We start from the raw sequence: 17741 nt of genomic DNA on the forward strand, positions 1-17741 counted from the left end.
GCCTGGGTTTCGCCCTCATGGGCGGTTCCCTGTTTGAGAAAAAGAGGTTCGTCTGGCATGCGTCTCAGGGCTCGCTGCGTGTGTGGCTAGTTTCGGCTATGCCGCCGAGTATCGCACAGGCATTCCGGGCTGGGAACGCCCGTTCTCTGATGGTCACCCCTTGTTTCCTATAAGAAATATTTGTTGTCATCATGAAAGGCCATTGCTACCCTTTCTGCGTAGATTACTGGCAACCCCACTACCTGTACCCGGGTTCCCAACCAGAACCCAGAACCGGCGCCCGCGCCGGTTTCGTGTTTCTGGGCATACCAAACCTGACTTTCAGATCAACTTTTAAGGACACGCCAATGACCGCCATCCCTACAGAACTGCGATACGCAAAAAGCCACGAATGGGTGCGCGACAACGGTGATGGCACCCTAAGCGTGGGCATTACCGACCATGCTCAAACACAGCTCGGTGACGTTGTGTTCGTAGAGTTGCCCGAAGTAGGCCAGGAACTGAGCGCTGGTGGCGAAGTCGCGGTGATTGAATCGGTCAAAGCCGCGAGCGACATTTACAGCCCTGTATCAGGCACCGTCACCAGCGTGAATGATCAGTTGGAAGACGCACCCGAAACCATCAACGAAGACTGTTACCAGGCGGGTTGGATTTTTACGCTGACCCCCAGTGATGACACCGAACTGGATGGCCTGCTGACTGCAGACCAGTACCAGTCAAGTACTACATCTTCCGAGGCTTAATCCAGTTTAGTTCTATTGGGTGCCATGAGCCCGTTTCAGGTACCGGGTATACCGCTCCAGGGTCGGCGTAAACCCGTCCATGGGGCCTAGACCGCAGCATCCCTGCTGCGGACTACCCTGGATCGGTATACCCGGCACCTGACACTTAGTTCGCTGCCAATTTCAATAACTGTATTAACAAAACCTTTTGCCAAACAACTTTTGAGGCTCCGCCATGAACGCCAAGTTGCCGCTCACTCAAAAACCCCTCGCCCAATTGGTGGGCGCCAGCTTTAGCCAGCGCCATATCGGGCCAGATGCGGCTGAACAGGCTGCGATGCTTAGCACTTTAGGGTTGGCTAACGTCAGTGACCTGATCGACCAGACGGTGCCGGGTGCCATTCGTCTGCAACGGCCGCTGGCCGTTGAACCGGGCCTGAGTGAAGTTGAGGCGTTGGCTGAACTGAAGCAGATCGCCAGCCAGAACAAGGTGTTTCGCTCTTACATTGGCCAGGGCTATTACGATACCCAGTTGCCAGCAGTGATTGTGCGGAACGTGTTGGAAAACCCGGCCTGGTATACCGCCTATACGCCGTACCAGCCGGAAATTTCACAGGGCCGGTTGGAGTCGCTGCTTAATTTTCAGCAAATCATTATGGATTTGACCGGGCTGGATCTGGCCAACGCCTCCCTGCTCGATGAAGCCACGGCCGCTGCCGAGGCGATGACCCTGTGCCAGCGCGCCAACCGTCGTTGCAAGAGCAATGTCTTTTTTGTTGCCGACGATGTGCACCCGCAAACCTTGGCGGTGCTGGAAACCCGGGCCGAGCATTTTGGGTTTGAGCTGGTGGTGGCTCCGGCTGAGCAAATTAGCGAGCACTCACCCTTTGGCGCCCTGTTCCAATACCCCGGTACCGATGGTCAGATTGCTGATTTGGGTGCTTTGATCACTAGCGCCAAGGCCCAGGGCGCCATGGTCGCCGTTGCCAGCGATTTGCTGGCGCTGATGCTGTTGAAGTCACCCGGTGAACTGGGCGCAGACATCGTGTTGGGCTCGGCCCAGCGCTTTGGTGTGCCGATGGGTTATGGTGGCCCGCATGCGGCGTTCTTTGCCGCCCGTGAAGACCTGAAACGCCAGGTGCCAGGCCGGATCATTGGGGTGTCGGTCGATAGCCGCGGCAACACCGCGCTGCGCATGGCCATGCAAACGCGCGAACAGCACATTCGCCGTGAAAAGGCGACGTCTAACATCTGTACGGCTCAGGCACTGCTGGCCAATCTGGCGGCATTTTATGCGGTTTATCATGGCCCCGAGGGACTGAAGACCATCGCTGAGCGGGTGCATCGGCTGACGGCCATTCTGGCGTTAGGGCTGCAGCAAAACGGCATTGAAGTGCCTACGTCTTTCTTCGATACCCTGACGCTGAGCGGATTCGATGCCAGCGTGCATGAACGTGCCCGCAGCAAATCGCTCAACCTGCGTGGTTTCAACGATGGCCGCATCGGCATCAGCCTGGATGAAACCACGACCGAGGCCGATTTGCTCGACTTGTTCTCGGTGTTACTCGGCGACGACCACGGTCTGAACATTGCGGAACTCGATGCCCAATTACTGGCTGAAACCAAGTTGGGCATCGACCCGGCCCAGCGCCGCACCGATGCGGTACTGACTCACCCGGTATTCAACCGCTACCACAGCGAAACCGAGATGCTGCGCTACATTCGCTCGCTGGAGAACAAGGATTACTCCCTGGTGCACGGCATGATTCCGCTCGGCTCCTGCACCATGAAGCTGAACGCCACCGCCGAGATGATTCCGGTGACCTGGCCTGAATTCGCCAGGCTGCATCCCTTTGCACCGGTCGAGCAGGCCCGGGGCTATGCTCAATTGCTGGCCGATCTGGAGCGGGATTTGGCGGAGATAACCGGATATGACGCCATGTCGCTGCAACCGAATTCCGGTGCTCAGGGCGAATACGCGGGCTTGCTGGCGATTCGTCGTTATCAGCAGGCCAAGGGAGAAGGTCAGCGCACTGTCTGTCTGATTCCCGCTTCTGCGCACGGCACCAACCCGGCTTCGGCGGCGATGATGAGCATGGATGTGGTGATCGTGAACTGCGACGACGAGGGCAATGTCGATCTGACCGACCTTCGTGCCAAGGCGGAAGCGGCCGGTGACCGGCTCTCGGCCTGTATGATCACCTACCCGTCGACTCATGGTGTTTACGAGGAAAGCGTGCGCGAGCTGTGCGACATCGTTCACCAGTTCGGCGGCCAGGTGTACCTCGATGGCGCCAACCTGAACGCTCAGGTCGGCCTGACTCAGCCCGGATTCATCGGCTCGGATGTCTCGCACCTGAACCTGCACAAGACCTTTGCCATTCCGCACGGCGGCGGCGGCCCGGGCATGGGCCCGATTGGCGTGAAGGCGCACCTGGCACCCTACCTGCCAGGCCATTGCACAACCGAAGGCACCGGTGCTGTGTCAGCCGCACCCTATGGCTCGGCGGGCATTCTGCCGATCACCTGGATGTACAACCGCATGCTCGGCCGCGATGGCCTGCGCGAGTCATCGGAAATTGCCATTCTGAACGCCAATTACATTGCCGAGCGCCTGAAAGACGATTATTCAGTGCTGTACCGGGGTCGTAACGGTCGAGTGGCTCACGAGTGCATTCTGGACATTCGGCCGTTAAAAGCCGAAACCGGCATCACTGAGGAAGACATCGCCAAACGACTGATGGACTATGGCTTCCACGCCCCGACCATGAGCTTCCCGGTGCCGGGCACGCTGATGATCGAGCCGACCGAGTCGGAATCCCTGGCGGAGCTGGATCGCTTCATCGAGGCCATGCAAGGCATTCGGGCAGAAATAGAGGCCGTTAAAAACGGCCAGTACAGCGAGGAACACAGCCCGCTGCGCCTGGCGCCTCACACTCAGCAAGACCTGGTCGGCGACTGGGACAGACCCTACAGCCGGGAACAGGCGGTTTTCCCGACCGCCGCCACCCGCGCTGCCAAATTCTGGCCGGCGGTTAACCGGGTGGACAACGTACACGGCGACCGCAACTTCATGTGCAGCTGCCCGGGCACGGACAGCTATCGAGTCTCGTAACGCGCATAGAAGGGCCTAACCGGGCGGCTGCAGTCCGGTTCGATCGGTGCTACATTAGCCACACACTGTCTGCTGTAGTGTCGTTTGAATTGCCATGTCTGAACACGGGTCTCCACCAAACAATGGGCCATTGAAGTCCAACCCCGAATCTTCTGGTTTGTTTCTGGCCGTCTCACGCGCGGCCGGGTTTTTGAACCATAATCGGGGTTGGCGACACGGGATTGAGAATTTCCTGGCCGCGTTGGGAAGGGCGACTTCGTCAAACCGGGCCTGGGTGTTCGAAGTGGTGGACCAGGGGCCTGACCACTACACCACCAAGTTCGTTTATGAGTGGGCGTCATCGCCCGATTACTCTGAAATCAACAAACCGCGATACGATCACCACCGGGTGAACATCAACACCGATGACCGGCGCGCCTTTTATGAGGCACGGCTAAACGGCGAAGTTCTCAGACACCACCGCAACTCAGTGGGCGCGTTTTTGCGCCTTGAGTTCGAACTCCAGAACATCCAGTCGATGCTCACCATTCCGATCATGGTCGATGGCGCCTGGTGGGGGATTCTGGGGTTTGATGACTGTGACGCCCCGCGCGAGTATTCGGACAGCATGGTCGCGGCGCTGGAAATCGCGGCAACTTTGATTACCAATGGCATTTTGCGCGAACGCCTTGAATGGGAAGTTAACCACGATACGCTGACTGGCCTGCACAACCGCCGGGCACTGATTCAGCGTATTGAGCGTTCACTGCACACCTCGCCCGACCTCGGGTCGCTGATCATTATCGATCTCGATGATTTCAAACGCATCAACGATAGCCTGGGGCACCAGGCCGGGGATGTCGCGCTGAAGTCTGTCGCTGCTGCGCTGCGTGCCGCTTTGCCTGCTGATGCCACGCTGTCGCGCTTTGGCGGAGAAGAGTTCGCGCTCTGGTTGCCGGCCGACGGGCAAACGGCCTGTGCGCTGGCTGAAACCTTGCGTGAAACGCTGGTGCAGCACGAGGTCGTCTGGAAGGGCACGAGCATGACCATTTGTGCCAGCTTTGGCGTCGCTCAGATGCGCCCCTGCCCTCAACCCGAATCGACCCAGGTGCTGTTCGACAAGGTGTTCGCCCGTGCCGATCAGGCCCTGTTCAGGGCAAAGGCAGGCGGGCGAAATCAGGTGGTTTATACCGACTGATCCTCAGCCACTGCTCAGTTTGAATTGACCGGAAAGCTCCTGCAAGTCGACGCCCAGCCGGCTCAATTCCTGATTCGCCTGCAAGGTCTCCTCACTCGCCGTAGCTGACTGATCAGCAGACTCCGAAATGGTCAAAATGCTTCTGTTGATCTCTTCTGCGACGGCACTCTGTTCGGTGACAGCCGCTGCAATCTGTTGGTTCATTGCCTGAATTTGAGTTACCGCCTCGGTGATCGACGAGAATGCCTCACGAGCTCGCATGGCCGGGCCTTTGGTCGCCTCGGCCCGTTCGGAACTCACCTTCATTTTTTCGGCCGTTTGCTCGGCATTCTTCTGCAGATTATTGATCAGCGCTTCGATTTGCTCGGTGGAGTCCTGAGTCCGCTTGGACAAGCCGCGCACTTCATCGGCCACTACCGCAAACCCTCGCCCGGCTTCGCCGGCACGAGCCGCTTCGATGGCTGCGTTCAACGCCAGCAAATTCGTTTGCTCGGCAATGCCGGCTATTACATCCAGCACCGTTCCGATCTTATCGCTGTCGGCCTTAAGCTCAATGATCGCCTGAGTCGCCGCTGCCACCTCGTCCGCCAACTCTTCGGTCTGCAGAATATTGTTGCGCACCAGCTCGCCGCCCTCCCGGGTTAACTGTTCGCATTGCTCGGCAGAGCTGGAGGCTTCCTCAGCGTTCTGGGCCACTTCGCGCACCGTAGCGGTCATCTCATTCATGGCGGTCGAGACCTGATCGGTTTCGTTCTTTTGTTCGGTGATTAGCCGGGTATTCTCCTGGGCAACCGCCGACATCTGTTCACTGGAGGAGGCCAGTTGGGTGATGCCATCGCTCAATCGACCAATCAGTTGTTGCAGACTGTGGATGGTCGTATTGGTGCTTGTCATCAAAACGCCAATTTCGTCGGTTCTACGGGTAACAAGGGTCTGATCAAGATTACCAGCTGCCAGCTCTTTCAACACCCCAACCAACTGTAAGAGAGGTTTGCTGATCATCGCGGTGATCACAATGGCTATGAACGCCCCCAGTAAAAGTGCAATCAGGGTCGCTGCGATGATCACCCTCTCGGCTCGCTGAATGATCTGAGCGATCTCAGATTCCCGTGCCTGGGCATACTCGTTAATGACCTCCTCTAGGTCACGTGCACTAGCGAGCAATGCTTCATTGAACTGATCCATTTCAGCGTCACTGGCGTTGTTTTCCAAACCTTCGATCAAAAGGACAAAGTCAGCCTCATAAGACACCACATCCTTAATAACTGTTTGCATAACTTCCCGGGTGACAGGATCATCTGTGGTATCCAACATGAAATTGGCTTCATCGTTTAGCTCGCCCAACAATCGCTGATTCTCATCGAGGTAGCGCTGTTGTTGCCGTATAATAAAATTCTTTTCTGCAATCCGGGCATTGGCCATGCGCGCACTTAACGAATCAAGCAATCTCAACCGCTGGTATTCTTCAGCAACCAGATTGAGGTTCTGGAATCCGGTAAAAGCAATGCTTGCGGTCAGCAGAAGAATAAATCCAAAACCGGTAAAGAGTTTCATGCGCGTTGAAAGATTATATATAGGCTGAGTTATTCGATCGATCATCGTGACTGTCCTACTGCAAGGCTGGTGAAACACCTTGATTCACCTTCTTCTTTAAGCCTATCAGTTAAAAATAAAGAATAGCGACTTGACCGAAGGGTCATAATCTTTAGTCGATAGCATCCACTTTGGACATTGACTGGCATATTAATACACGACACCATTTAGTAAGGTATCGAATTAGAATATAGCTATACCATGAGACTGAAATAAATTAGATATGTCTACGTTAACAATACCGTCTATTACTTCCAAATCACTGGCAATAGAATATGTAAATATTAAATTTAAGACGATTTAAGATACTTTATGTGACACACGTCACACTATAAATGTTATTTTTCTTAAATATGTCGACTGAATGCCGTTCTAAATTCGCACCAAAAGAGTGCGTACCGTCATCGGGATCGGCGTTCCATTACCCATTTCGATGCACCACTGCATCGGGTCATTCAGAGGCTCTTTAACCTCCTGCACGACCCGGTCATCTTTATTAAAAAGCTGACGACGATCGATCCTGAAAAATCACTATTATCTATCCTATAAGCTTACTGTTCGATTGACACCTGTCTGCATCACTGTAGTTTCGATTGCTCACTCTATGCGATAGAGTGACTAACGGACATGCGATATTCGGAGTAGTCGCTTTATGCCACAACGTTCATCCGCCCGTTCGCAACAGATACAAAATGCAGCCTCCAGATCTGTTGAACGGCTGATTCAAATTCTGGGCTCGCTACCCACTCAGCTCAGACAGATGAGCGACCACTCCAGCCTGATGATTCACACGGTTCAGATTGCGATGATTTTAGCGCTACTGGTCGCGGGCACGCTTATTGTCTATTACACAGGAGGCACCGGTTTTGCGTATCCTTACTTGTTGTTGCTGCCTGTCATTCTATCCAGCTCGCTGTATCGTATTTGGGGCGGCGTCTGGTGCGCTGTTGTTGCGGGTCTGCTGATCGGGCCGTTCATGCCACTGAACACAACCGAAAACCTGGACCAGTCAACGTCCAATTGGCTGGCAAGGCTGATCATGTTCATCATTATTGCCTGGTTTACCGGTTCTGTGTTTCAACGCATTCGCAATTCTCTCAGCACTGATGACAGAACGAGTCTTCCCAACTACAAGGCCCTGCATGAGGATGTCCGCCGTGCACTGTTGCAAAAGCGCCTGTCACGATCGATACGCAAAGACCCCATGGTTATGGTAGTAATTGTAAGGCTGGTTGACCTCTGGGAAGTTACAGAGGCGTTTGGCGTTGATGCAGCCGACCGGGCAACCGAACTTCTGGCTCGCGAGCTCAAGACCCTCAGTACACTGATACACAATGTCTACTTGTTCGGCAGCTCGGAGTTGGCGTTGCTGGTTACCACCCATGGTGACGGTGATAACAAGACGATTGGGCTGAATGTCATTGCCCAGATTGAAAGTGCCGGAGAAAAAAACTTAACGGTAAACAACACCGCGGTCAGAATCCAACTGTCAGCGGGTAGCTATATCACAACCGATGCTGAAACCGACCCGGCACTGATGATTAAACGAGCCCGATTTGGGTTAATCACCGCACTTGAACTTGGCCATTTTCACCATAGTTTCGAGGTCACTGATGATCAACGACTGGAGAGCCGGATTCAGCTCATCTCCCGCGTGAGGGATGCACTGGCCAACAACGAATTCGAATTGTTTTACCAGCCAAAAACAGACCTCCGGACCGGCAAACCAGCTGGTTGCGAGGGCTTGATTCGATGGGCAGACGGAGCAGGAGGCTTCATATCACCCGGCGCTTTTATGCCAAAAGTCGAAAAAACCACGCTGATAACACCGGTCACCCGACATGTAATTCACCTGGCATGTGATTTAATACGACGTAAGCCAGAAGCAACACCTGTCAGCATCAATTGGGCCGCTCAGAATCTACTCGACGATCAATTGATTGATTGGCTGGGAGAAACAGTCAACGCTTTTGGCATAGTATCGACAGACCTTGAAATTGAAATTACCGAAGGAGCACTGATCAACGATCCGCTGCATGCCCGGGAAAACGTTGGGCGATTGCGGAAAATGGGGTTTCCGGTGAGTTTGGACGACTTTGGAACCGGATATTCATCCTTTCAATACCTGACTCAATTACCAATAACGGGGCTTAAAATAGATCGGGCATTCGTCATCAACCTGGAATATGATCCGACCGCTCGAAAAGTTATAAAGAGCATTATTGAGCTGGCGCATTCATTGGACCTCAGCGTAACCGTTGAAGGGCTGGAAACCAGTGAACAATGCAACATCGTCAGCTCGTTGGGTGCAGATTATGCTCAGGGTTACTACCTGGCGAAGCCTTTAGCTGAGCATCATTTTCTGGCGTACCTCGCTGAGCCTGAATCCAGGTTGAGGCACACAACTGTCGTTTGCCGGAATTGATTAATGGGGCCATGCTGACTGGTTGAACGTGAATACCAGGCGTATTCTGTAGTAGCCGCCCTATTCTGTCTAATCACGCCAACCAATAATCCAACTCTTGCGCCATTCATAGAATCAAAGGCTGAATACTGAGTTGCCTTTGATTCTATCGGAGAATACTAGGGAGCCTCTGAACAACTCCCCCAGGGCTCTGCGCGAGCTAAAACGTTTTGCCCAAGTGGGCGGCACTCCGACGCACTTCGCAGCGCAATGGCCGTAGCCCTTGTCAAGAAGTGCAACGCCGGGGCAGAACGTTTTAGCCGCGCCCTACGGGTGGTGCGGCATTCCGACTTTCCGAGGAACGCTGCCACTGCGTTGGACTCATTTGAAAGGTCTAGACATTCCTGCATGAGTCCGCCTTGTGGCAGCGTCCCTCGGATAAGCCAGAGCCCCGGGGGAGTTGTTCAGAGGCTCCCTAGGGTTTTGAACGTGGTCAATGCTCCAGATCCGCCAATAGAAACGCTCTCTCTACCGAGCGGCCGGCCTGTAGGAAGTGGGTAAGGTCATTGACAAAGACAACAGCATCCAGAGATGACGCCATGACTGCTTCAAATAGCGATGCAATCTATTGAGACGTGACATGCGTGCTCAGTGATGCATCTGCATAAGTTTATCGTTTGAATCTCTCTACCAGTTCGTTCAGATCCTGGGCAATTTTATCAACCTGCCCTATGCGTTCTGCCGCGTGAGTCGACAAGTCAGCATTGTTTGACGCCAGAGTCGAAATGGTAACGATCTGCCGGTTGATCTGTTCTGAGACCTGAGCTTGTTCCTCAACCGCAGCCGCCATTTCCTGAGACATGTCAGCTATGCCGTTTACCGACTGTGCGATACCATCCAGCTTCTCGGAGGAAATCTTAACTTGCTTCAGGCCTTCCTCGGCGTCCTTCTGACCTTCGCTGGCGACGGTAATCGCCTGCTTCGCCCGATTCTTTAGTTCCGCGATGATCGAATGGATCTCCTGCGTCGAACCTTGGGTGCGCTGCGCCAGTTGTCTAACTTCATCGGCTACCACCGCAAACCCACGACCCGATTCACCCGCCCGTGCGGCTTCTATGGCTGCATTTAATGCCAGCAGATTAGTCTGCTCTGCAATTTGCTCGATAATCTGAGCAGCGCCCATGATCGTCTCGGTTTGTTTTGACAGGTCTGCCACAGCCTGGCTGATCGCGTCCACTTTGGCTTTCAAATGTTCAATGGCCTGGTGTGTCTTGCGAGACACAGAGGCACCTTCTTTAGCCAGCCCACTGGCCTCTTCTGCCTTATTGGCCGTTTGCTGAACGTGGTCCGAGACTTCATTGATGGTTGCCGTCATTTCATTCATCGCGGCGGCAACCTGGTCTGATTCTTCCTGTTGCTTGAGCATTTCGGATTGAGCCTCGGTTGCCATGCCCAACGCTTCAGACGCATCGCGGCTGGCTTTAAGGGAGGCATCCTGAATGCGGGTTAACACGGTATCGAGGTGCGCCTGCTCACTCATTATGGCGACTTTTAGCCGGCCGAGATCGCGGGCATCGTCGGTGTAACTTTTGACCGCAAGATCGTGTTTGAACGATTTTTCCAGCAATTTGTTAACCCCGACCATCAGTGAACGACGGGACAGCAGCCACCAGCATGACAAAGCAATAAGCGAGAGCAATACGACGCCATAAGCCAAAGCAGGCTGATTGGACGCAAAGAGTGCCAGCGACACCAAAACCATAACAGCAGTAGCCATAGTTTGCCGGGGCGGTAACGCCGGGCCGGTTTTAAAACCCGACTTTTTGATTTTACGGTAGAGCTTTTCGGCGCGCTCTACATCACTGCGCTCGGGGACACGACGAACCGATTCATAACCGATGACGGTGCCGTTATCGGTAACCGGGGTAACATAAGCATTCACCCAATAGTAATCACCGTTTTTGCAGCGGTTCTTAACCAGGCCCATCCAGGGCTGGTTCGCCTTCAGATGCGACCACATGACTTCATAGGCTTCTGACGGCATGTCCGGATGACGGATGATGTTATGAGGCTGACCAACAAGTTCTTCGCGAGTAAAACCGCTGACGCGCTCAAAGGCATCGTTGCAGTGTTTTATCCGACCTTTCAGATCAGTGGACGAAATCAGTTTTTCGTCTGTTGAGAAAGAAATTTCCTTATCGGTAACCGGTTGATTATTTCTCACTATTTCCTCCAATGCCTGCTAACAGGCGAACACTTCTGTCCTATCCGGGTAACGCCATCTGGTTTCAGAGAACTGAACGCAGTAAAGATCATGATTATTCGGCACAGCATCCGAGCGGAACGCTTCGGGCACACTGATTACAATGACCACTGTATCGCATACTATCGGCCTGGTTATTAGCCCCTTTAGTTCTGTCTTTTAATACAGTCGGCAGAGTTGTAAATCGTCAGCGTAGAGAGTGACAACCGACCTAATTATCGAGATGCGTGATGCTGGTAGGTATAGACCAGCGTTTGGCATTGAGCAAAAATTCAACTGAACTATGTTCGAGGGACGTAACACGAGGAGGCATTTACTGTTTTTTCTAGAAGTTGGTGGATAGACCAGGAATAACCAGAAAAGAACGGGCTACCGGGCGAATAACTCGCACCGGTAGCCCGACAGTACATCAGGCCGAGGCAGAACTGCGCGGGCGCGCAGGTCTTGGCTTGCGACGAACGGTAGGCTTGCTGGCCGATGAATCTGAACGGCGATCGTTGCGATCACCGGACGAACGGCCCTGGCTGTTGCCATTGCGCGGCGACTGCGGCCGGCTTGGGCGTGAGCTGCTCGCCGGGCGCTTGCTGCTGGCGCGACCTTCCGGTACCCGTTGATCGGGTTCAAAACCTTCGACTTCAGTGCGTTCGATGCGCTGACTGGTCAGCTTTTCGATGCCGGCCAGAAAGTCCGCTTCATCAGCACTGACCAGTGAAATGGCTTTGCCTGAGGCACCGGCACGACCGGTACGGCCGATGCGGTGTACGTAGTCTTCGGCGATGTTGGGCAAGTCGAAATTCACGACCTGTGGCAGTTGGTCGATGTCCAAGCCCCGGGCAGCAATGTCGGTGGCGACCAGAATACTGACTTTACCGGCTTTAAAGTTGGCCAGCGCCTTGGTGCGTGCACCCTGACTCTTGTTGCCGTGAATGGCCGCAGCCCGAATGTCGTTCTTTTCCAGAAATTCGGTCAGTTTGTTGGCGCCGTGCTTGGTGCGGGTGAACACCAGAGCCTGTTTCCAACCGCCATCATGGATCAGCTTGGCCAGCAGGGCAGGCTTGCGCTTTTTATCAACCGGATGCACTTCCTGTGTCACCGTAGCCGCTGTGGTGTTGCGCGGGGTCACGGAGATTTCAACCGGATCGTTCACCAGGCCTTTGGCCAGGGTGCGAATTTCCGGAGAGAAGGTGGCCGAGAACAGCAGGTTCTGGCGCTCTTTGGGCAGGACGGCCAGAATTTTCTTGATGTCGTTGATGAAACCCATGTCGAGCATGCGGTCGGCTTCGTCAAGCACCAGCACTTCCAGTTGCTTGAAGTTCACCGCACGCTGGTTGAACAAGTCGAGCAGACGACCCGGTGTCGCCACCAGGATGTCGGCGCCTTTGCGCAGGGCCATCATTTGCGGGTTAATTTTAACGCCACCGAAAACAACGGTGGAGCTCAGGTTCAGGTGGCGGCCGTAGGTGACGACGCTTTCCTGAATCTGGGCGGCCAGTTCGCGGGTTGGGGTTAGAATTAAGGCGCGGGTGCTGTTGCTGCGGGCACGTTCGCCGTCAGCAAGGCGTTGCAACAGGGGCAGGGTAAAGCCTGCGGTTTTGCCGGTGCCAGTTTGGGCAGCGGCCATCACATCACGGCCGGACAGTACGGCGGGGATCGCCTGGGCCTGAATGGGTGACGGTGTATCATAGCCTTGGTCGGCCACTGCTTTTTGCAGTGGCAATGACAGGCCGAGAGAGGCAAAGCTCATAGTTCGGAGGTTCTCTATTTAAAAGACAAAGATGGGTGACCCATCCTTTTAACAGGCAGGTCGCGGCGCCCGTTTTTGAGCGGCGGTGCAGCTTACAGGAAGGGGCTGCAGAACGCCATGTTTGGGTGCGGTTTAGGCTGGTGGTTGCTTGGGGTCTGTGGCGTCATGGGTTAGAAATTCGGTGGGTAATTGGAGACTTTCTTTACTTTAACTTCGGTGGCAATCGGACCACTGCGCACACCTACTGGAGGTACGCCGTAAACCCGTCCATGGGGGCTCGGAGGCCGCATCCATGCGGCCTAACGACCTCCAGTAGGTGTACCCAGTGGTCCTTGGGTCACCTGTGGTCAATTTGAGCCGAATTTCTAATCCATGGCGGGTGAATTCGAGGTTACAAATTGACACTTAGTCCTGTTTCGCTGATTTTCGTGAGTAAAAGCCGACTACTACTCGCACGCAAAGCTATCAGCCGAAGCTTCATCACCACCGGAGTATCTCGCTACTTGTGGATAAGGGCAGAGCTTACGCTCTACCTGACCCAGTTGCGCCATGGCATCGTCATTGCCGGGCATTACGCCTGCTACAACGGCTTCAGGCGCCTTAGCCTGTTCGACCCAGTCGACCAGGGCGGTGAAGAAGTCGAAATCATCCACCGTAGGGCCGCCCGCTCCGTGCGGCATGCCGGGGACGCGGTAGTAGCGGGCGAAGGCTTCTACCTGATCGTTGTTGTTGGCATCGAGTTTCTGGTACCAGTTTGTGGTGTCGTTGACGGAGAACACCGGGTCGCTGACGCCGTGGAAGATCAGCATCTTGCCGCCCTGGTCGTTGAAGTCGGCCAGGGTGGGGTTTTCTGAATCGGGTGGGGTCATGTAGTCCATGGCCGATTCTGTGTAGCGGTCGGTGGTGGCGTAGATTTTTGGGGCGTCGCTGTCGAAGTCGAAGTCGAGCAGGTACTGCTCGAGCGCCTGGGGGGTGCCGGCCACTTCGGTAGGCGGTGTGGTAAACAGCTGAGCCAGTGAGGCGGAACCCATTACGCCGATCAGGGGCTGGTTGTTCCAGGGTGGAATCGGGGTTTCCAGTTTCCAGAAACGCCAGTCGCCGGAACCGATGCCGATGTCCCAGGGCCAGTCACTGTACAGCGGCACACCCTGGGAGTTGACCGGGCCGTTGTGAATCGCTGTTAGGGCCGCGACCTGGGCTTTGCTCAGGCAGTGGCCGGTCATGGCGGCATCGCATTGCAGGGATTGAATGTTGAAGGTTGTCTGGCAGGCATCGGTGTCGGCGATGTAGCCGTCTTCGAGCCCGTCCAGTGAATCACAGGCCTGAGCGATGCCGTCGGCCACGGCTTTTAATTGCTCGCGGCTAAAGGCGGTTCTTACGTCGCCGTTGATGGCTTTGAAAGCCTGAATATCCCAGGCGTGTTGCACCGCGGCCCGGGGCAGGTTGAAGCCGGGGTAGCCGACCAGCAAGCCATCGAACGCTTCTGGCATGCGCGAGGCCGCGACCATGGCGTGACGCCCGCCGTTGGAACCGCCTACACCATAGGTGTATTCAATGCGGTTGTCGTAATAGGTTTCTACCAGGGTGGTGGCCAGCGGGTGCAGTTTGCTGACGGCGGTGTAGCCGTAATCGCGACGGGCTTCCGGGTCGAAACCAAAGCGGGCGCCACCGGCCAGGCCGGCTTCAGGGTTGGCATCACTGGCGTGGCCGGCATCACTGGAAACCACGGCATAGCCGCGGTTCAGGGCGGTATCGGATTCATCACCGCCCTTGAGTTCACCGACAGCGGGGACGACCGAGCCGTCGTTGCCGCCGTTGAACTGATGCACGAAACGCTGGTTCCAGTCGTTGGGCAGGCGCAGTTCAAAGCTGATCTGGTAGTCTTTGCCATCGGCCCCGGTGCGAGCGTGTGCGACCCCCAGTATGCGACAGTGGTCGGCGGCAAAGTCATCACCGGCGCCAACGGTTTCGATTTGGCTGATCGACAGATCGGCGCTTTCCAGGGCAGCAATACTGTCATTCGCACAGGCCAGGCCTGCGGCGAAAGCGGGTGCGGTGCCAGCGGCAAGCAGGCTGGCGAGCAGGGTGATTTTGGGTTTCACACACATCTCCTTCTTGTTGTTGTCGTGTTGTGTCGAGTCGTGTTATTTGATCATTACTCAGCGGTTAAACGCCTGTATCACTTCCTGCGGAATGGGTTGGGATTTGATCTTGTCAGGGTCTTCCGGGTCTTTACCGACCCAGACACGGGTTTCGAACCCTTCGACGGCCAGGGCATCGCCTTTCAGAATGCGGTGATGCACGTCGAAACTGCTGCGCCGGAATTCGGTAATGGTCGATTCAATCACCACGTCTTCGCCGAAGTGCGACGGAATGTAGAATTTCGAACGCGTGTCGACCATTGGAATGCCGACCATATTAAACTGCTTCAACATGTCGAATTTCGGGAAGCCCGCCTTGGCAAAGAGCTTGCCGGTGCAGGCATCGAAGTAGGCAAAATAACGCGGGTAAAACACGATGCCGGCCGGGTCGCAATCACCCCATTCGATGGTTTGTGTGTGTCGGTTAATGAGCATGGAGTGTTCCTTAATCGGTGAGTTTGATAACAGCGGCGGATGGCGTTGACTGATACATATCGTCAACCACGGCAGCGCGGTTCTCCAACACGGCGCGCTGGTTGATCGAACCTTTGTCGGTAATTTCATGAGCATCGAGACGCGGCAATTCTGTGAGCAGCACCAACCGTTCGACGCGGTTTGAACTGCCCGTGCTGCTCGCTTTCAAATCACGCAGCAACTGCTGAAAGCGCTCAATAACGGCCGGGTGTTTCACCACCTCGCTGATGTCGGCGTCTGCACCCAAACCCGCCAGCAGGCGACACTGTTCCCGCTCTGGAAACACCAGCGCGGATACAAAGGCCCGGTCGAGCCCGGCGATCACGACGTCCTGCACCACAGGTGCACCGGCGTCGATGATTCGGGCGCGTAACGGCCCGACACTGACCCAGGTACCGGTATCGAGTTTGAAATCTTCCGAAATACGGCCATCGAATTTCATGCCGCGTTGCGGGTTATCCGGGTCAATGAATTTGGCGGCATCGCCCAGGCAATAGAAACCTTCTTCATCGAAAACCTTGGCGGTTACCTCTGGCTGGCGCCAGTAGCCCGGCATCACATTCGGGCCCTTAACCCGGCATTCCAGCTTGCCGCCGTTCGGCACCAGCTTCACCGACACGCCCAGCGCCGGCAAACCGATCACGCCAGACTGAGATTCTTCCAGCGAGGCAAACATCGCCGAGGGCGCCGTTTCTGTCGCACCCAGGCCGGTCAGCATGCCAATTTTGGCGCCGATGGATTTCACCGCCAGGTTATCCAGTTTGTCCCACACATGCTGGGCCAGGCCGGCACCGGCAAAAAACATCAGGTTCAGGTCCCCGAAGAAGCGATCGCGCAAGGCATCGTCCTGTTCTAGGCGATCGGCCAGCAGCTCAAACCCCTTGGGCACATTGAAATAAACCGTGGGCGAAATTTCCTGAAGGTTACGAACGGTGCGTTCGAACAACGCCGGCGTCGGCTTGCCATCATCGATGTACAGGGTGCCGCCGTTGTACAAGACGATACCCACGTTGTGGTTACCACCAAAGGTGTGATTCCAGGGCAACCAGTCGAGCAAAACCGGTGGCTCTTTTTTCAGAAACGGCATAACACCAGCGAGCATTTCCTGATTCGAGGCCAGCATCCGGTTGGTGTTAATCACACCCTTGGGCATGCCGGTAGAACCGGAGGTAAACAGAAATTTGGCAATGGTATCGGGCGTCAGCGCCGCGTGAGCCTTGTCGACGGCATCGGTAACCGGGGTAGCCAGCAAACTTTCAAATGCGAGCGCCCCACCGGCATAACCCTTTGAATCAATGGCAATGACTTCAGCATCGTCGGCTGCAAATGCATTCAGCGCATCACCGTAGTCAGCGGCCTTATCCACAAGATAAGCACCCGGTGTCAGCAGATCACAAATGTATTTTGCCTTACCAAAATCCTTGCTGATCAGACAATAAGCCGGTGACAAAGGCGCATAGGGAATACCCACATACATGGCCGCCAGCGCCAGCAATAAATGCTCGGTGCTATTGCCACTCAAAATCGCAAGTGGCCGCTCGGGCGACAGCCCCATATCCAACAACGCCTGCGAAAGCGAACGAACCCGCTGCAGCGTTTCGCCATAACTGACCGGTTCCCATTCACCCTCGCCATTTCGCTCAGCCACAAACACCCGGTCTGGCGCCACACTGGCCCAGTGATCCAACCGCTCGATCAGCGTATCGGGATAGGCTGGCAGTTGCTCTTCGGTTTCCAGCAACTGAGTGCCATCGGAACGCTTCGTCAACCGGGCTGTCGCCCGACCAATCTCAATATCGCGGTAATCGGTTGCCATGTCCTCACCTTCTTGTTTTAAGTCACCCGGCTCTTTTTTTGGTTTTGAGCGAGAGTGTTTACTGTGGTTAACGTAGAACTTTACTTGGGGCAGTCGTTCGGGTTGCAGGCCCGCTTCACTCCGTACCCTTTGCAGGCACATCCCTGTGCCGCCAAAGGGTACGCGGGCGTCCTGCCCGCTACTGCGTGAAACGCCCCTGCAACCCTGAATCAATTGCCACTTTTAATTTTTCAAAATCTAAAAATTATTTTTCATTTAAAGGTTAAAGGTCGCCACCAAACTAAGAGCAAGC

At 55.1% G+C, this 17741-nt stretch carries 10 protein-coding genes; 4 read left to right on the top strand and 6 right to left on the bottom strand.

What is annotated here, in order from left to right; translation table 11 throughout:
• Positions 1-347 precede the first annotated feature (347 nt).
• From gcvH to ACHUE7_RS18520, 3 genes are all read left to right on the top strand, one after another.
• Positions 348-743 carry a glycine cleavage system protein GcvH gene (gene gcvH / locus ACHUE7_RS18510; RefSeq protein ID WP_394171367.1) on the top strand — a complete coding sequence of 132 codons (396 nt, stop codon included), beginning with the start codon at positions 348-350 and terminating at the stop codon, positions 741-743.
• 214 nt (positions 744-957) lie between these two features.
• Positions 958-3837 (top strand): aminomethyl-transferring glycine dehydrogenase, encoded by a 2880-nt coding sequence (gcvP, locus tag ACHUE7_RS18515; protein WP_394171368.1) that lies wholly within the window; start codon positions 958-960, stop codon positions 3835-3837.
• A gap of 94 nt (positions 3838-3931) precedes the next feature.
• Complete coding sequence (locus ACHUE7_RS18520) at positions 3932-5014, top strand: GGDEF domain-containing protein (RefSeq protein WP_394171369.1); 1083 nt, start codon at positions 3932-3934, stop codon at positions 5012-5014.
• A 3-nt stretch (positions 5015-5017) separates the two neighbouring features.
• On the opposite strand, the gene ACHUE7_RS18525 is transcribed toward ACHUE7_RS18520, so the two are convergent.
• A complete protein-coding gene (locus ACHUE7_RS18525; protein WP_394171370.1) occupies positions 5018-6613 on the bottom strand; it encodes a methyl-accepting chemotaxis protein in 1596 nt (531 codons plus the stop codon).
• Positions 6614-7367: 754 nt separating this feature from the next.
• On the opposite strand from ACHUE7_RS18525, the gene ACHUE7_RS18530 reads away from it, so the two are divergent.
• Entirely contained in the window at positions 7368-9032 is a 1665-nt protein-coding gene (locus ACHUE7_RS18530; protein ID WP_394171371.1) for an EAL domain-containing protein, read from the top strand.
• A 649-nt stretch (positions 9033-9681) separates the two neighbouring features.
• Here the strand turns inward: ACHUE7_RS18530 and ACHUE7_RS18535 are convergent.
• The 5 genes from ACHUE7_RS18535 to ACHUE7_RS18555 all read right to left on the bottom strand — a co-directional run bounded on the left by ACHUE7_RS18535 (position 9682) and on the right by ACHUE7_RS18555 (position 17449).
• Positions 9682-11235: a methyl-accepting chemotaxis protein gene (locus tag ACHUE7_RS18535; RefSeq protein WP_394171372.1), complete on the bottom strand. Its 1554-nt coding sequence runs from the start codon at positions 11233-11235 to the stop codon at positions 9682-9684.
• Positions 11236-11683: 448 nt separating this feature from the next.
• The gene (locus tag ACHUE7_RS18540) at positions 11684-13018 is read right to left on the bottom strand and encodes a DEAD/DEAH box helicase (RefSeq protein WP_394171373.1); all 1335 of its coding nucleotides are present in this window, start codon (positions 13016-13018) and stop codon (positions 11684-11686) included.
• A gap of 446 nt (positions 13019-13464) precedes the next feature.
• Positions 13465-15120 carry a tannase/feruloyl esterase family alpha/beta hydrolase gene (locus tag ACHUE7_RS18545; RefSeq protein WP_394171374.1) on the bottom strand — a complete coding sequence of 552 codons (1656 nt, stop codon included), beginning with the start codon at positions 15118-15120 and terminating at the stop codon, positions 13465-13467.
• A 57-nt stretch (positions 15121-15177) separates the two neighbouring features.
• Entirely contained in the window at positions 15178-15594 is a 417-nt protein-coding gene (locus ACHUE7_RS18550; protein WP_394171375.1) for an acyl-CoA thioesterase, read from the bottom strand.
• Between the two features lie 10 nt (positions 15595-15604).
• Positions 15605-17449 carry a feruloyl-CoA synthase gene (locus ACHUE7_RS18555; protein ID WP_394171376.1) on the bottom strand — a complete coding sequence of 615 codons (1845 nt, stop codon included), beginning with the start codon at positions 17447-17449 and terminating at the stop codon, positions 15605-15607.
• Positions 17450-17741 lie beyond the last annotated feature (292 nt).

Source organism: Saccharospirillum alexandrii, from assembly GCF_043641555.1.
GTDB classification, from domain to species: Bacteria; Pseudomonadota; Gammaproteobacteria; order Pseudomonadales; family Natronospirillaceae; genus Saccharospirillum; species Saccharospirillum alexandrii_A.